19 protein-coding genes are annotated in these 15,523 nt (G+C 63.5%); 9 read left to right on the top strand and 10 right to left on the bottom strand.

The window, feature by feature from the left end; translation table 11 throughout:
- The first annotated feature begins 10 nt into the window (after positions 1-10).
- Positions 11-925, top strand: coding sequence for an MBL fold metallo-hydrolase (locus AC07UR_RS12125; protein WP_209790887.1), 915 nt, complete (start codon positions 11-13; stop codon positions 923-925).
- Positions 926-1,039: 114 nt separating this feature from the next.
- On the opposite strand, the gene AC07UR_RS12120 is transcribed toward AC07UR_RS12125, so the two are convergent.
- Complete coding sequence (locus tag AC07UR_RS12120; protein WP_209790755.1) at positions 1,040-1,438, bottom strand: GFA family protein; 399 nt, start codon at positions 1,436-1,438, stop codon at positions 1,040-1,042.
- 184 nt (positions 1,439-1,622) lie between these two features.
- Between AC07UR_RS12120 and AC07UR_RS12115 the strand changes: the two genes are divergently transcribed.
- Positions 1,623-2,216 (top strand): LysE family translocator, encoded by a 594-nt coding sequence (locus tag AC07UR_RS12115; protein ID WP_209790756.1) that lies wholly within the window; start codon positions 1,623-1,625, stop codon positions 2,214-2,216.
- Here AC07UR_RS12115 and AC07UR_RS12110 read toward each other — a convergent pair.
- From AC07UR_RS12110 to AC07UR_RS12100, 3 genes are all read right to left on the bottom strand, one after another.
- Positions 2,208-2,687, bottom strand: a complete 480-nt coding sequence (locus tag AC07UR_RS12110) for a DUF2269 family protein (RefSeq protein ID WP_412728385.1) — start codon at positions 2,685-2,687, stop codon at positions 2,208-2,210. The genes AC07UR_RS12115 and AC07UR_RS12110 overlap by 9 nt on opposite strands.
- Positions 2,687-3,922, bottom strand: coding sequence for an SDR family oxidoreductase (locus AC07UR_RS12105; RefSeq protein ID WP_209790757.1), 1,236 nt, complete (start codon positions 3,920-3,922; stop codon positions 2,687-2,689). The genes AC07UR_RS12110 and AC07UR_RS12105 overlap by 1 nt, the downstream gene beginning before the upstream one ends.
- Before the next feature lie 178 nt (positions 3,923-4,100).
- Positions 4,101-5,126: a hypothetical protein gene (locus AC07UR_RS12100; protein ID WP_209790758.1), complete on the bottom strand. Its 1,026-nt coding sequence runs from the start codon at positions 5,124-5,126 to the stop codon at positions 4,101-4,103.
- 347 nt (positions 5,127-5,473) lie between these two features.
- On the opposite strand from AC07UR_RS12100, the gene nthA reads away from it, so the two are divergent.
- From nthA to AC07UR_RS12075, 5 genes are all read left to right on the top strand, one after another.
- Positions 5,474-6,118, top strand: a complete 645-nt coding sequence (gene nthA, locus AC07UR_RS12095) for a nitrile hydratase subunit alpha (RefSeq protein ID WP_209790759.1) — start codon at positions 5,474-5,476, stop codon at positions 6,116-6,118.
- The gene (nthB, locus tag AC07UR_RS12090) at positions 6,115-6,774 is read left to right on the top strand and encodes a nitrile hydratase subunit beta (protein ID WP_209790760.1); all 660 of its coding nucleotides are present in this window, start codon (positions 6,115-6,117) and stop codon (positions 6,772-6,774) included. Before nthA ends, nthB begins: the two co-directional genes overlap by 4 nt.
- Entirely contained in the window at positions 6,767-7,132 is a 366-nt protein-coding gene (locus AC07UR_RS12085; RefSeq protein ID WP_173421048.1) for a nitrile hydratase accessory protein, read from the top strand. The genes nthB and AC07UR_RS12085 overlap by 8 nt, the downstream gene beginning before the upstream one ends.
- A gap of 531 nt (positions 7,133-7,663) precedes the next feature.
- Entirely contained in the window at positions 7,664-8,371 is a 708-nt protein-coding gene (locus AC07UR_RS12080; protein WP_234902816.1) for a DUF2092 domain-containing protein, read from the top strand.
- Positions 8,368-8,637: a hypothetical protein gene (locus tag AC07UR_RS12075; protein ID WP_173420533.1), complete on the top strand. Its 270-nt coding sequence runs from the start codon at positions 8,368-8,370 to the stop codon at positions 8,635-8,637. Before AC07UR_RS12080 ends, AC07UR_RS12075 begins: the two co-directional genes overlap by 4 nt.
- Positions 8,638-8,737: 100 nt before the next feature.
- Here AC07UR_RS12075 and AC07UR_RS12070 read toward each other — a convergent pair whose 3' ends face one another.
- The 4 genes from AC07UR_RS12070 to AC07UR_RS12055 all read right to left on the bottom strand — a co-directional run bounded on the left by AC07UR_RS12070 (position 8,738) and on the right by AC07UR_RS12055 (position 11,690).
- Complete coding sequence (locus AC07UR_RS12070; protein ID WP_209790761.1) at positions 8,738-9,556, bottom strand: anti-sigma factor family protein; 819 nt, start codon at positions 9,554-9,556, stop codon at positions 8,738-8,740.
- On the bottom strand, positions 9,553-10,107 hold the full coding sequence (locus AC07UR_RS12065; protein WP_173420531.1) for an RNA polymerase sigma factor: 555 nt from the start codon (positions 10,105-10,107) through the stop codon (positions 9,553-9,555). Before AC07UR_RS12065 ends, AC07UR_RS12070 begins: the two co-directional genes overlap by 4 nt.
- Entirely contained in the window at positions 10,091-10,462 is a 372-nt protein-coding gene (locus tag AC07UR_RS12060; RefSeq protein ID WP_209790762.1) for a COG4315 family predicted lipoprotein, read from the bottom strand. Before AC07UR_RS12060 ends, AC07UR_RS12065 begins: the two co-directional genes overlap by 17 nt.
- Positions 10,463-10,601: 139 nt before the next feature.
- A complete protein-coding gene (locus AC07UR_RS12055; RefSeq protein WP_209790763.1) occupies positions 10,602-11,690 on the bottom strand; it encodes an AbrB family transcriptional regulator in 1,089 nt (362 codons plus the stop codon).
- Between the two features lie 394 nt (positions 11,691-12,084).
- On the opposite strand from AC07UR_RS12055, the gene AC07UR_RS12050 reads away from it, so the two are divergent.
- Positions 12,085-13,212 (top strand): ATP-dependent DNA helicase, encoded by a 1,128-nt coding sequence (locus tag AC07UR_RS12050; RefSeq protein WP_209790764.1) that lies wholly within the window; start codon positions 12,085-12,087, stop codon positions 13,210-13,212.
- Between the two features lie 39 nt (positions 13,213-13,251).
- Positions 13,252-13,611 carry a VOC family protein gene (locus AC07UR_RS12045; protein WP_209790765.1) on the top strand — a complete coding sequence of 120 codons (360 nt, stop codon included), beginning with the start codon at positions 13,252-13,254 and terminating at the stop codon, positions 13,609-13,611.
- A 75-nt stretch (positions 13,612-13,686) separates the two neighbouring features.
- On the opposite strand, the gene AC07UR_RS12040 is transcribed toward AC07UR_RS12045, so the two are convergent.
- On the bottom strand, positions 13,687-14,361 hold the full coding sequence (locus tag AC07UR_RS12040; protein ID WP_173420526.1) for a spermine/spermidine synthase domain-containing protein: 675 nt from the start codon (positions 14,359-14,361) through the stop codon (positions 13,687-13,689).
- Between the two features lie 205 nt (positions 14,362-14,566).
- Complete coding sequence (locus AC07UR_RS12035; protein ID WP_173420525.1) at positions 14,567-15,247, bottom strand: MerR family transcriptional regulator; 681 nt, start codon at positions 15,245-15,247, stop codon at positions 14,567-14,569.
- Between the last annotated feature and the right edge of the window lie 276 nt (positions 15,248-15,523).

Raw genomic sequence — 15,523 nt, 5'->3', positions numbered from 1 at the left:
CATGCACATCCTGATGACGCGGCGCGCCGCATTGAAGACGGCCGTTGCCGCTGGCGCAGTTGCCCTGTTGCAGCCGGCCGGCAGCCTTGTGGCCTTGGCCGCATCGGGGGCTGCATCGAAGCTCGAATGGACATACTTCCAGGCGAACGAAGTCGGCTTCAGCCGTACGCCAGTGCTTCTGACCGGCGAGAAGGAGGCAATCCTTATCGACGGCGGCTTCACGCTATCGGACGGCAAGGCGGTTGCAGACGCCATCAAGGCGGCGGGCAAGAGGCTGACGACAATCTATGTCAGCTGCAGCGACCCGGACTTCTATTTCAGCCTGCGCCCTGTCGTCGAGGCGTTCCCGGATGCCAAGGTCTTGGCGGCGCCGGCGACCGTTGCGGCGATCAACGCCAATGTCCAGACCAAACTCGATACCTGGAGCCCCCAGCTCGGCGACAACGGACCGAAGGTGCTTGCCGATGTCGTCATCCCCGAGGCGTCTGACCTTTCGTCGCTGTCGCTCGAAGGCAATCGGATCGACATCGTCACCATCGATGGCTTGAAAGATCGCCGCTACCTGCATGTGCCTTCGCTCAACGCCATCTTCGGCGGCGTGCTCGTCTATTCCGGTTCGCATGTCTGGGTTGCCGACGAGCCGACGGCGGAAGGCCGGCAGAAATGGATCGAGGCGCTCGAGGCGATGGCGGCGCGCAAGCCCGATATCGTCGTGCCGGCGCACAAGGGCGCGGGCGGGCCTGACGGCATCGAGGCAATCCTGTTTACCCGCGACTATCTCATCGCTTTCAACGCGGCGGAAGCCAAGGCCAAGGACAGCGCCGAACTGATAGCTGCCATGACCAAGCTCTATCCGGACTTTACCGACGTCTCATCGCTCGAGCTTGGCGCCAAGGTCGCCAAGGGCGAGATGAAGTGGGGCTGAACCCATCCGACACCATGGCGACCCGTGCGTCTTTTGAGGCGCGCGGATCGCTGCGGCACCTTGCGTTTCCGCATGTTTTCATCGTGGGGTCGGGCGGATAAGTCCCTGTTCGATCTAAGTCTGGTCCTCGAAGCGGCTGGTCTCGTCACGATCGCGCTCGTATCGCCTCATGAGCGGGAACGGTGGTAGCCAGGATTCGCGACGGATTGTCCAGAGTTCATAGGTCGGCGCCAGCTGGTCCGGTGCATCCAGGGATCCGAGGTTCACTTCGATTTCGTCCGCAGAGCGCGAGAAAACGGGCGAGCCGCAGCGGGGACAGAAAAACCGGCCGGCGTAATCGCGTGTTTCGCCATCGATCGCTACGGCATGCTCCGGAAAAATTGCGGAGGCGTGAAACAGGGCGCCATGATGCTTGCGGCAGTCGAGGCAGTGGCAAAGCCCCACCCGATAAGGGCGACCCGACGCCACGATCCGCACCTTGCCGCACCGGCAACCGCCCGTGAACCGGTCCATGCTGCACCTCCTCCAAAATCAAGCGGGCGGAATGTTTATAGCCAACGGCGCTGCCATTGCAATTTCCGGCCCAGGCAGGCTTGCATCGCAAAAGTTGCCCCTCGATCTTGTCACCGTGACAAATATCCGGCTTCGCGTCGGAATTAGGTCAACTATGTTGACCTAATTCAACTGGAGAAAGACCATGCAGGCCGATACGCTTCTGGCACTGTTTCTGTTCGCATTCACGACGTCGATCACGCCGGGTCCGAACAACATGATGCTGTTTGCCTCGGGCGTGAACTTCGGTTTCGTGCGCACCATCCCGCATATGCTGGGCATCGGCGCCGGGTTCTTCTCGCTGCTGATCGCCGTCGGCCTGGGGCTCGGCGCGCTCCTGCATTCGGTGCCATTGCTTTACACCGTCCTGAAATTTGCCGGCGGCGCCTACCTCGTGTGGATCGCCTGGAAGATCGGCACCTCGCGCTCCCTTGGCGAAGGCAAGGCCGGTGCCGCGCCGATGAGCTTCCTTTCTGCCGCCGCCTTCCAATGGGTCAACCCCAAGGCCTGGGTCATGGCCGTCTCGGCCATGGCGACCTACACGGGCGGCGCGAACTACCTCATGAGCGTGCTTGTCGTCGGCCTCGTCTTTGCACTGGTCAACGTGCCGAGCGTCTCCACCTGGGCCGGCTTCGGCTCAGCGCTGCGCCAGTGGCTGTCGGAACCGTCGCGGCTCAAATGGTTCAACATCACCATGGCGGTGCTGCTCGTCGTCAGCCTTTGGCCGATGCTAAAATAGCTGGAACTGCGGCTTTGCCAGCATCAGCCAGAAGATGCCGATGACGGCAAAGAAGGCAGGGAAGCCGCAGGCAAACCAGATGGCATAGAGGCGATCGAAGGCCGCCGGCAGCGGGGTATTTTCTGCCACGGCCAGCCGCGCCAGATTGCGTAGCCGGATCTGGATCCAGACCACGGGAAGCCAGAACAGGCCGGTGATGACATAGAGGATCAGCGACAGCGCGATCCAGCCTTCGCTGAGCGACCAGCCGACCCCTGTCGCCAGCAGATAGCCGGTGATCGGCTGAAACACCACGGCGGTGGCGGTGAAGACCGTATCAGCAACGACCACCGTGCCTGCAACATGGGCGATCAGCCGCGCATCGCGGGTCCGGCGTGCCATCACCATGAAAAAAGCAATGCCTGCACCGGTGCCGAAGAGCACGGTGGCGCCGACGACATGGGCAAGGCGCAGGAGATCGTCCGGCAGCATCAGCGTTCATCCAGGATGGCGAGAGTGGCGAGCGAAAGCAGGATCGACGGCAGCACCTTGACCAGCGGCCCGAGCGGATCGGCCCAGAGTTGAGGTTCCACGAGGGTTGCGGAGACGAGATAGGCTGCGGTCAGTGCAAGCATACCGACGAGAGCCCGTTTGGCGTAGGGGCGGACGAGCACTGCGATGCCGAGCACGATATCGGCAAGGCAGGTGAGGAGCGTCAGCGCTGTCGCCGGTCCTTCGCCCATGAACCGCAGGAAGTGCTGCCGGGCGGCATCGAGGTCGAGCAGCGGGATCAAGCCTGACAGCAGCCAGAACGCCGAAAGCCCTGTGATCATCAGCGGCTTCAGGAGATAGAGGCGGGCAAACCAGAGATCCTGCACCCCTGCCGGGTTGGCTGAAAGCGTCTGCCTGGCCGAGAGCAACGGGATCGCGGCACGGTTGCCTTGATCCGGTGCCGCACCGACGCCGCCGGCCATGACGGCAACGAAGCCGGCCGGCGCGGCAAAGGCAGCCGGCAGCGCCACGATGCGGGCGGCGGGCAGACCGAGCCAGCCACGATGGAGCGCCACAAGTTCGCCAAGCGTCAGTCGCTCGCTGTTGCCGAGCACGAGGTCGCTTCGATCGGGCAGGAGATCGGCGACCGCGGCGCTGACGGCTTCCGTGACATCGCTCAAGGCAACCGTCTCGACGCGGGCATCCGAATGGACGAGCGGGATCGCCAGGGGCAGGGCGGCAAACGCCCTGATGAGCGCCGAGCCGCCATGGGCGTTGCGGCCGAGCACGAGTGTCGGGCGCAGGATGACATGCGATATGCTGCTTGCGGCAAGTGCGTCATCGGCGCGAAACTTGGTGGCGAGAAAGGCTCGCTCCGCGCCGGCACCGCCGCGAGGGGCTGAAATCTGCACGATGCGCATCGACGGCTTGTTTTTGGCGGCGACATAGAGCGCCAGCATCGCCGCTTCCTGAGTTGCGGCTACATCGTCTGAAAGCCCGTCCTGAAGCGCGCCGGCGCAATTGACCACCACGTCGTGGCCTGCGACGAGGGGCTGCCAATCCTCAGGCGTGCGCATGGTCGCAAGATCGGTCGAAAGCCACTGTGCATCGGGCATCCTCAGACGGGCGCGGCCGACATTGCGGCCAAGGCCGGTCACCGCATGTCGGTCGCTTTTCAATCGATCGAGGATGGCCGAGCCGATGAAGCCGGTGGCGCCGAGAATCAGAATCTTCATGGCATCAGATTAGAGGGCCGCGGGTTACAATTGACAATCGAAGGTAGCCGGAACATTCGAAATGTGCAGCGTAGCTTCATGCGTTGAATGGGTTCCGTCTTGCTGAAGGACGCAAGGGAAGGCGTTCGCCGCGCCGAGCTGGCGCCATTCCATGGCCCATGCGGACATGGCTAGGTCTTCAGTCGCCGAAAACGTCGAGCCAGGGCGATATGATAAGGAGCAGAATCGCGACCGCAGCGGCCCCGCTAATGGCAAGCCGGTATGCCCATTTTGGCGACAATCGCGGTCCATCGAGGGGCTTGCGTCTCAACAAAGGCCGGATGAGCCTCTCCCGCACCGAAGCAGGGGTTACGATGTCTCCGTCGGACTGCCCGATGGTTTCGTCGATGGCCGCTCGAATGCGCTTGCGCTCCGGCTCGCTCAGATCGAGCCGGGTGAGCTTGTCGTCAAGCAGGATCGGCAGCGACACGCCTTCGGCAACAACGGCAAGGGCGGGGTAGTCGTGACCGGCAAAGGCGGTTGCCGGCAACGTTCCGCTGTCGCCGGTCGGCCGGAGGTACAGCGGGTGCTCGCCCGGTTTCATCCGGGTATAGGCTGTCTTGATCGCACCGCGCGCCAAGGGAAGGCTCGTCGTGTAGCGCAGCACCTGGCTGCCGCTGAGATCGACGATGACCGGTTTCAGCAGATACTGCCGGCCGGCCACGCGGCGAGCAAGGAAAATGGGCATAGCCTTGAGCAACATGACGAGACTGAACAGCGCAAGGCCGGCGCCGAGGATAAGTCGCTGCGCAGTCGACCGCATGATGGTGCGATAATCATGGGCGAGGCTGATATGCTCGGGATTGTCGCCGGCGATGGTAACGTTGCCCTGCCGGCAAGCGCCGGGTTGGCCGACCGAACGGGTGCTCAAGACATGCTCTTCGGGCCTGCCATCGTGCTGAAAGCGAACCTGCGTTTTGCAGAGCGGCGGCTCGCCGCTGCCACGCACGCAATCGACCGTGCAGATCTCCGCGCCGCTGACGAGAACGGGGTTCTGGCTGATGGCGTAATCGCGCCTGATCTCGTCGATCGGCAGCCGCAGCAGCCCGACTGCGAACGGCAACGGGAAAAGTGCCAGTAGCAAGAAAAAGAAGCCAAGGGAAAACGACGGCGCAACGATCCTGATCGCACGGGATGGGAAAGCACTTTCGATTGGTGTCGTCATCCGCTGTCCGTTCCCTCATGCCTCGTCCCGAATCCGCCGCCACTGGAGGGTCGTCGCGTCGAATCACCGGGCGTGCGAAGACCTTAACGCAACCTTGGACTTGTGACGGTCGCGGATTGCAATCATCTCGTCGTCGCTTGCTTGATGATGACTTGCGGTCGAGGTCGTCGGGTTGGCCTGGGTGGCAGGACCATGTCGAACCGGACTTGTTACGGTGACAATTCTGGCCCACGGCCGCTGGTAAAATCGATTTCGAAATCGGCGTTTATTCGCTACGACTGTTGCCTCAGGGAGGCAGCGGCGCCATCGGCGTGGCCGCGGGGCGCCGTGCTGCGAGGAGCCAGGCAATGTCCGAACACCATCATGGCCACGATCACCATGATCACGACCATCACCACGACAACCATTTCACCGACATGGAAGCGCGGGTAAAGGCGCTGGAAACGGTGCTGACGGAGAAGGGGCTGATCGACCCGGCGGCGATCGATGCCATCGTCGAGACCTACGAGACCAAGATCGGCCCGCGCAATGGCGCCCGTGTCGTCGCCAAGGCCTGGAGCGATGCCGAATTTGCCGACTGGCTGAAGCGTGACGCAACGGCGGCAATCGCCAGCCTCGGCTATACCGGCCGGCAGGGCGAGCACATGCGTGCCGTGTTCAACACTGCAGACACCCACAATCTTGTCGTCTGCACGCTCTGCTCCTGTTACCCTTGGTCGGTTCTCGGCCTGCCGCCGGTCTGGTACAAGGCGCCGCCCTATCGCTCGCGTGCGGTCATCGACCCGCGCGGGGTGCTGGCGGAATTCGGGCTGACGCTGTCAGACGAAACCCGCATCCGCGTCTGGGATTCGACGGCGGAGCTGCGTTATCTCGTGGTGCCGGTGCGGCCTGCAGGGACCGACGGCCTTGGCGAGGAGCAGCTTGCCGACCTCGTGACCCGTGACGCGATGATCGGCACCGGGCTTGCCCTTTCCCCGGAGGTGCTGCGATGAACGGGCCGCACGATCTGGGCGGGCAGCATGGCATGGGGCCGGTCGCGCCCGAGCCGAACGAACCCTATTTTCACGCCGAATGGGAAAAGCGGGCGCTTGGCGTGACGCTTTCCTGCGGCGCATTCGGCGCCTGGACGATCGACGAGAGCCGGCATGCGCGCGAAAACTTGGCCCCGGCGACCTATCTCTCGGCAAGCTATTACGAGATCTGGACTCGGGCGCTGGAAACGCTTTTGAAGCGCCACGGCTTCGTCACCCAGGCCGAGCTCGACGGCGGCCACATGCTCGAAAAAGGTGCGGCACCCAAGCGGGTGCTGAAGGCCGAGATGGTGCCGGGCGTGCTTGCCAAGGGCGGCCCCTGCGACCGCCCGGTCGATCAGCGCCCGGGCTTCGTCGTCGGCGAACGGGTGCGCACGAAGAATTTCAATCCGACGACCCATACGCGGCTGCCGCGCTATGCGCGTGCCAAGATCGGCACGATCGAGGCGGTGCAGGGCTCCTTCGTCTTTCCTGACGACAATGCCCATGGCCGCGGCGAGAGCGCGCAGTGGCTCTATACCGTGGTGTTCGACGGGGGTGAGATCTGGGGCGAGGGCGCCGACCCGACGCTGACGGTCTCGATCGATGCCTGGGAGAGCTATCTTGAACATGTGTAAGGTGGCGTCGCCACTGGTTGCTTCCGCAGAGCTGCCGAAATCGCCGGAGGGCGATCCTGTTTTCGCCGAGCCATGGCAGGCCTCTGCCTTCGCCATGACCGTGCGGCTGCACGAAAAGGGCGTGTTCTCCTGGCCGGAATGGGCCGAGGCGCTTTCGGCCGAACTCTACAAGCCCGGCCGCAAGGCGGATGCCAGCGACTATTTCGATTGTTGGGTGGCGGCGCTATCGCGGCTTGTCACCGAGCTTTCGATCGTATCCGGCGGCGAGTTGGAGCATCTGACGCAGCGCTGGCAGCGCGCGGCCGAAGCGACGCCGCACGGGCATCCGATCCTCATTGAGAACGATCCGCTGCGGTAGCGGCCGGGGTGCGCCCATGCTGGCGCAGCGTCCGACCCAAGCAGGCAGGCATAGCCGATGCAGGTCCAGTCAGCGCGGCCAGGCGTGGGCTGATCGGCGGGCTCACTCCGTGTGCCGGGCCGTTTTGGGAGCCGGATGGGTTGCCGAGGGCTCGACGCCGATAGCGCAACAGCAGTGCATTCATCGATGACCGTAACGCCAAGGGAGACTGCGCAGCCCTGGGCGTACGCCCGATAACCCGTGCCGATGGAAAAAAGAAACCAATGCAATCCGGCGCTTGAACGATGGCGCGGAAAAGATGTTGGCGAACGCGATTTTGTCAACGATGATCACTCGCGGGGATGAGGTTGCAGACTGTTCACATCCCATCGAATTGCGCGATCAGACGCCGGCCGTCCTGACATCGCTCCCGACCGGCAAGCTGCTCAAGACCATCCATGCAAAGTCCCAGCGATTGAGTCCATTCAGGCCGTTTCAATGGTGGAGGAAACCATGAGAGCCGAAAGTCGACTAGCAACAGGAATACTCGTCTTGGCACTGTTCGTGCCTGCTGCGCATGCGGAGGATAATGCCCGCGCCATTCTGAAATCCATGTCGGATTACCTGGCGAAACAGCAGGCCTTTACCGCAACCTTCAACTCCGACATCGAGGTTGTGACGCCCGAAATGCAGAAGGTTCAGTTCGCAAGTTCGGGTGAGGTGTCCGTCAGCCGCCCGGACAAGGTTTATGCTGCCCGCACAGGCGGTTTCGCCGATGTCGAGATGTTTTTCGACGGCAAGCAGATGACCGTTCACGCGAAGAACGCCAAAGTGTTCATGCAGGCCGACATGCCCGGTACGCTCGACGAGCTTGTTTCGAAGCTTGAAGCAGATGGCCAGGCGTTGCCTGGAGCCGACCTGCTTCTGTCCAACGTCTACGATGCGCTCAATGCCGGCATCATCGATGCCAAGCATATAGGCACCGGTGTGGTTGGCGGAATCGAGTGCGAGCACCTCGCCTTCCGTAACGCCGATACGGATTGGCAGTTGTGGGTGCGCACCGGGCCGGAACCAATCCCTTGCAAGTATGTCATCACCTCCAAGGCTGTGGGGCAGGCGCCGCAGTACACGCTCGTCATCAATTCCTGGAGTGGAGAGGCGAAGAATGACTTCAAGTTCGCACCGCCGGCCGACAGCAAACGGGTGGATGCGAAGGCGATGCCCCATATAGATGAAGTTCCCGAAGGAGGCAGCCAATGACCCGCTATGCAAGACTAGCCGCCCTGGCAATCGGTATTGCCGCGATGCTCCTGGGCGATATTCCGACGGATGGAACCGGCTCCTTCATCTCCGAAGCCCAGGCCATTGTCGGACGCCCGCTGACGCCGGTCAGCTACGCCGGAGTGGCGCGCCGCACGACACGCCGGACAATTGCAGCGGGAGCTGCGGTGGGCGCGACGGTCTACGCGCCCGGCTGCGTGCAGGTTGTCGATGCCTACGGGCGGATCTATACCCGGTGCCGCTGAAGGCTCAAGCCATTGACCGAACACGGCGTGCAGCGAACCTTAGTTCCGGGCGCTGCCGCCAATTGTGCGATCCTCCGGGACACCGGCGAACGAACTGCGTTCAGGACGCAGCCGGCTTCTCGAACTGGCGGTAGCATTCGTCGGCGACCTTCTGCAGAAGCGCGCGCGGCACTTCGCCGGTGACGGCGTAGCCGATCGGGCCATCGATCCAGTAGAAGGTCTCGACGCCACCGCTGCTGTCGATGCGGAAGCTCGTCTCGCGGTTGTCGGGATTGCGGCCGAGCAGAACCGTCAGCCGCTGGCCGCTTGCATCCTCATACATGAACAGCGCGCCCGCCTTGCCATTGACCGGCAGCAGCCGGCCGCCGACGAGTGAAAAGCCGAGGCTCGACAGATCGGGGATGTTGAGCGGATGATCGAGGCGCTTGCCGAGCCAGTTGGCAAGGTGGGTCTGCTGGTCCGGCCCGACCTCGACGGCGTGGCGTACTTCGCTCGCATAGATGAGAAATGCCGATTGCGCCTGGCGCGGCAGGCTTTCCGTTACCTGGGCAACTTGCTCTGACCGCTGGGGCGTAAGGATATGCGGAGCATAGAGCCCGGTGAGGGCGCCGGCGGCAAAAAGCAGGAGACCGGCGGCAATACGGCTGCCAAGGCGTTCGGTCCAGCGATCGCCCGAAGTGGCAACCTCGCTGACATTTGTGGCTGACAGCAACGCGCGGTCGCGCTCGTCGCTGCGGGCATAGGGGGAGAACATGGCACGAAGCTCGGCTGCCTGGGCCTGCCATTGGCGAACGTCTTCGGCGCGCGCCGGATTGCGCTCGAGCCATTGCTCGACCCGCGCCCGGTCCGCCTCGCTCAGGAAGCCGTCGACATAGGCGTTGAGGTCGTCTTCGGAGACGGTGTTCAATTCGTCCGTCATTTCGGTCTCCGCATGCTGATCACGTTGTCGTCCTTCATCGCTTCGGCAAGCTGGTGGCGCGCGCGCGACAGCCGCGACATCACCGTGCCGATCGGTATGGCCAGCATGTCGGCCACATCCTGGTATCGGTATCCCTCGATCACCACGAGCATCAGCACCGAGCGGTTTTCCGCCGAAAGCCCGTTGAGCGCGCGCTCCAGCCGCGAGCGCTCTAGCGGATCGCTCTCATAGGTTTCGGCCTGCAGTCCGAGGTCGTCGTCGAGTTCGACCTGCGGGTGGAGCGCCGTGTGGCGGTGCCGGTTGCGGCTGAGATTGGTCATGATGGTGAAGGCCCAGGCGCGCAGGTTGACCCCGCGCCACTGGGCGCGGCGCGCCAGAACCTTCTCTACACAATCCTGCAGCAGGTCTTCACCATCCGGATCCGAACGCACGAGGCTGCGCGAATAGCGCCGAAGCGCCGGCATTAGCGCCAGCACGTCCTCCTCGAACCGGTCGGGCGCGGCGGCATTCGCCTCCGCACCCTCGCTCATGCGGTCACGGCTTGACGACATCCCAGACGCCCTTTACGCCATCGCCGGTCGCGTCACCCATCTTTTTGTCCTTGATCCAGAAGTACAGCGGCATGCCGTCCTTCGCCCATTGCTTGGCTCCGTCCTTGCGCTCGACGATCGTAAAGGCGCCCTCGGCCTTGGCATCGCCTTCGACCATGAACGGCGGCCAGTTGGTGGCGCAGGAATCGTAGCAGCTGGACTCGCCCTTCTTGTCGTTCTTGAACGTATAAAGCGTCATGCCGTTGGCGGCGGCGAGCACATTGCCCTTCGCCGTTTCGACCGTCTTGACCGGCGGTGCCGCAAAGGCGACGCCGGCGACAAGAGAAATAGCAATCGCTATGGGTAACGGTCTCATGGGAGCTTTCCTTCCTCAAGTTGTTTCTGATGGAGTGCGCGGGGTGCGTTTCCGAACATGAGACACGAGGAGGGTGGCGATTATTCCCGGATGTGTTGCATCGTCGCGATTTTCTTGAAGGCGACGATGCTGGCCGCGCTCAGGCGCGATCCGCGACGAAGCGGGCGAGCGCCGGGCCGATCATGGTGATGATCATCAGGCGGGCGGACTGCAGCGCCATGACGAAGGAGAGGTCGACATTGCTGGAGGCCGCGATCACCGCGATGGAATCGAGGCCACCCGGGCTGGTGGCGAGATAGGCCGTCAGCGGATCGATGCCGGCCACCTTGATCAAGATGAGGGCGAGCAGACCGGAAAACGAGATCAGCACGACGATCGAGATCACCGTCGGCACCAGGGCGCGGCGGGCATGGGCAAGGATCGAGCGGGTGAAACCGAGGCCGATGTTCCAGCCGAGCAGGCCATAACAGAGCGCCAGCAGCCATTGCGGCAGCTCGGTGGTCATGACGCCGCTGACATTGAGCACCGCGCCGACGAGAAACGGCATCAGGAATGCGCCGGCCGGCACGCGCAGCATCCGGCCGGCAAAGGCGGCGCCAAGCCCGACGGCAAGCGTTGTCAGGAAGGGAAGCACAGAGACCGGCTCGAACCAGACGATCGTGGTTTCGGCCTCGGTGCCGGTGACCCAGAGATGGGCGACCATGGTCGCGGTGCTGGCCACGAAGATGACGCGCAGATACTGCATGAAGGCGACGAGGCGCGCATCGGCGCCGTAGGCATCCGCCATCATCAGCATGGTGGAGGCAGCTCCCGCCGACGAGCCCCAGATCGCGGTCGTGCCCGGCAGGATGCGCATGCGGGTGATCACCCAGCCGCACAGCGTGCTGACGGCGATGACGGAAAGAATGACGCTGAGGAACAGCGGCCAGTTGCCGGAAAAAGTGCCAAGCATGCCCGGCGTCATCGCGCCGGCGATCATCATTGCCAGAATGAACTGCACGCAGAAATACACCTGCTTGGGCAAGCGGATGGTGCTGCCGTTCATGCCGAAGAGGACGGCCGCGAACATCGGCCCCATCAGCAAGCCGGCGGGGATGCCGATCAATTCGAGGATCACCGTAAAGACCAGCGAGACCAGCGTGAGAAGCAGCCACTGCAGCGCCGGTGCGAGCCGGCCGATGCCGACGGGTGCCGAAGGGGTGGGCATGGCGGGCTGGTCGGGCTTCAAGGGCATTCTCCGGCATTGCTTCAGGAGCTTTGCGCGTTCGCGCGTGCCTGATCAGTTTGGCGCGGACAGCCCCGTCGATGGGGCGATATGCTGCGCAACCGCTCGTTAGCAGCATTGCGCGCGGGCATTCAAGCGGCAGGCAGCCCACAGGGCAAGAAATGGCCACAGCCGAGACGGCGGGAGATCGAGATCTCGGGTCGAACTGTACTGGGGCGTTGCCCTTGCGTTGGGCAGTCGTGATGTGTCGCCGTGCACCCGGACGTCAGATAGACCCGCGATATCCGGGCGATCCGGTGCAGGATTTGGTGATCGGGGCCCGCTCAGAGCGCAGCCGCCGGCTGCGGGCCGGAAATCCGGGCTTGCTTGTGCACCCCGAATCCTGACACTTCGCGTCATGCAATTTGCTCCGCAACAGGACGAGGCCCTCAAGGCCGTTTCGCAATGGTTGAAGGAAGGCCGCTCGCCGCTCTTCCGGCTGTTCGGTTATGCCGGCACCGGCAAGACGACGCTTGCGCGCCATTTTGCCGAACATGTCGACGGCGACGTGCTGTTTGCCGCGTTTACCGGCAAGGCCGCCCAGGTTCTGCGCTCCAAGGGGGCGAGCAACGCCAAGACCATCCACTCGCTGATCTACCGGCCGCGCGGCGAGGAAGAGGTTTCCGACGAGGAAACCGGCAAGACCTCGATCGCGCCGATGTTTTCGATCAACCGCCAGAGCCCGGTCGCCAAGGCGGCGCTGATCATCGTCGACGAATGCTCGATGGTCGACGAGGCGCTCGGCAAGGACCTGATGAGTTTTGGCACGCCGATCCTGGTTCTGGGCGATCCCGGCCAGCTGCCGCCGGTCACTGGCGGCGGCTATTTCACCAACCAGGAGCCGGACTACCTGCTCACCGATATCCACCGCCAGGCGCGCGACAACCCGATCATCCGGTTGGCGATGCAGGTGCGCGAGGGCAACGAGATCGCGCATGGCGACTACGGCACCACGCAGGTCATCGGCCGCGGGCAGGTCAACCAGGAACTGGTGCTGGAGGCCGACCAGGTGCTGGTTGGCACCAACAAGACCCGGCGGCGCTACAACCAGCGGCTTCGCGAGCTCAAGGGCTTTACCAGCGAGTATCCGCAATCTGGCGACAAGCTGGTGTGCCTCAGGAACGACCCGGCCAAGGGCCTGCTCAACGGCTCGCTCTGGCAGGTCATGAGTTCGTCGAAGGAAACGGTCAAGCCGGGCATCAACCTGATGATCCGCCCTGAGGACGACGACATGGATCGCGGTGCGGCCAAAATCAAGCTGTTGAAGGCGGCCTTCGAGGACGTCGAGGGCGAAATTCCCTGGACGACCCGCAAGCGCTACGACGAATTCGACTTCGGCTATGCCCTGACGGTGCACAAGGCGCAGGGCTCGCAGTGGAACAACGTCGTTTTGTTCGACGAGAGCTGGGCCTTCCGCGATACCCGCGAGCGCTGGCTCTATACCGCGATTACCCGCGCGGCCGAACGCCTGACGATCGTTCGCTGACTTCGGGCGGTCGCCGAGGCTTCGAGCGGAGGAGACCCCGTGCCGATCAACCGGATCATCCTTTACGCCCATGATGTGGAGGCGACCGTTCGCTTCTACGAGATGCACTTCGGTTTCGAGGCTTCACGCGAAGCGGGCGACCGGATCGTCGAGCTGATCTGCGGCCAGGGCGGCGCCAACCTGATGGTCCACCCGGCGGCCAAGGGGCAGCGGCGCGGCCAGTCGCTGGTCAAGCTGGTGTTCGATGTCAGGGATGTCGAGGCGTTCTGCGCCCGCTGCGCTGCCGAAGGGCTGGTGTTTGGCTCGATCCATCAGGCTGACGGCTATCAGTTCGCCAACGCGAAGGACCCAAGCGACAACCCGATCTCGGTGTCGAGCCGGGCCTTCCGCAAGGTGTGACGACCTAGATTTATTCCGCCGACATCGCCGTCGTAGGGCCCGATTGGCAATGGACGGCTGGCAGCAACCTGGCGGTTATCGCTTGGTCGCCATCCAGAGCACATGGCGTGCGCCGCCGCGTTTGCCATTTGCGCGCACATTCACCTCGTCGGTGGCAAAGCCGACTTCGCGCAATCGGCGGGTAAAAGCGCTATCCGGCGCCGAAGACCAGACGGCAAGCACGCCGTTGGCGCGCAACGCAGCCTTGGCGGCACGCAGGCCGGTGTGGTTGTAGAGGCTGTCGTTGGAAGGGCGCGTCAACCCGTCGGGGCCATTGTCGACATCGAGCAGGATGGCATCGTAAGCGGCCGATTTCGAACGGATCAGCCCACCGACATCGCCGACATGGATCTCGACCCTGGGATCGTCGAGCGTGCCCTTGTGCAGATCCGCCATCGGGCCGCGCGCCCAGTCGACCACGGCAGGCACGAGCTCGGCGACGACCACTCTGGCATCGTCCGGGAGGACGCCGAGGGCGGCGCGCAAGGTAAACCCCATGCCGAGCCCGCCGATCAGCATGCTGGCATTCTTGCGGCCGGCGATCCGCTCATAGCTCAGCGTGGCCAACGCTTCTTCCGAGCCGCTCAACCGGCTGTTCATCAATTCGGTCGAGCCGAGCATGATGGAAAACTCGCTGCCGCGCTGCTTCAGGCGCAACTCGTCGCCATCGCCGGGAATGGTTGCGCGGTCTAGCTGGATCCAGGGAAGCATCGGGGTGTCTCGTTCATGTTGTTTCGGCGCCTCGTACCATGCAGGTGGCGCCGAGAACATCATATTATCCCTGACCGCCAGAGAATTGCAGCCGAATGGTCCCGCGAAAACGGCCGACAATCGTCTGCCTTCGGCACGCGGTGGGCAACGCTTCTCGCCATCCCCTTGGCGAGTTGGGGGCGCCGGCGCGGGGCCTTTACCCCATTTATTCCGCGGCGATCATGCCCGAAAGCACCGCCTTGGCGATGGCCTGGAAGCGGTTATGGGCATTGAATTTGCGGATGATTCCGGCTTCGAGCGTCAAGGCTGCCGCCAGATCCATCTCCATCAAACGGGCGATGCGAGAGGCGGGATAGCCTTCGGCCATGAAGGTCAGGCACTCGCTTTCGATCGGTGAGAGGTGCACGTGTGCGGCGTCATCGGGTGAGGGCTCGCCATTCTCTGTTTCGCTTTCCAGGAGTTCGGATATGCGTTGCATCTGTCGGCGCAGGTTGGATTGCTGGGCGGCCAGTTCCCGCCGCCGCGACAGCAGCGCCTCCTTGAACAGCCGGTCGGCTTCGGTCTGGTCGTCGGCTCCAGCGAGGCTCGAGAGCAGCTCCTGGATGGCGGCGATCGGCATGTCGATTTCGCGGCAGGCGTTGATGACGGCCATGCGCCGGATATGGTCCGCTCCATAGACCCGCATCGGCCCCATGCGGGCGGCGATAAGCAGGCCCTTCTCCTCGTAGAAATGCAGGGTGCGGTGGGTGACGCCGAAGGCATCGGCCATATCGGCGATTGCAAGCGGGCTTGAGGGGTCGTGGTGGGGCAGCGGCAGTTTTGGCAGGTAGCCGACACGTTCGGGCGCCGCCAGCACGCCCTCGTATTTCCAGTGGTCTCGCGGCATATCGATTGTCCCCGGTTGACGGCGCCGCGCGCCCGATCAAGGGAGGGCAGGTCGTCGTAACGCTTCGATTTGCTGCATAATTGGTCCCGATATCGCTGCCGATTTACGGAATTATGCCGCAGGCATCAGGACGCCGCCACGACCGTCCGTGACCGGGAGCGGAACGGATCCGCACTCCGAAGCCACCGTCTGGAGTCGACGATGGCGCCTGCTGCTCGGCTGGGGCACACCGCGCCAAGGGCGCGATTACTGCTGACAATTGTGCTTGCCTGACGA

This window comes from Ensifer sp. GW821-FHT05G01 (genome assembly GCF_059419585.1).
The sequence above is the reverse complement of the archived record's forward strand: the minus strand, read 5'-3'. Positions and strand labels throughout refer to the sequence as shown.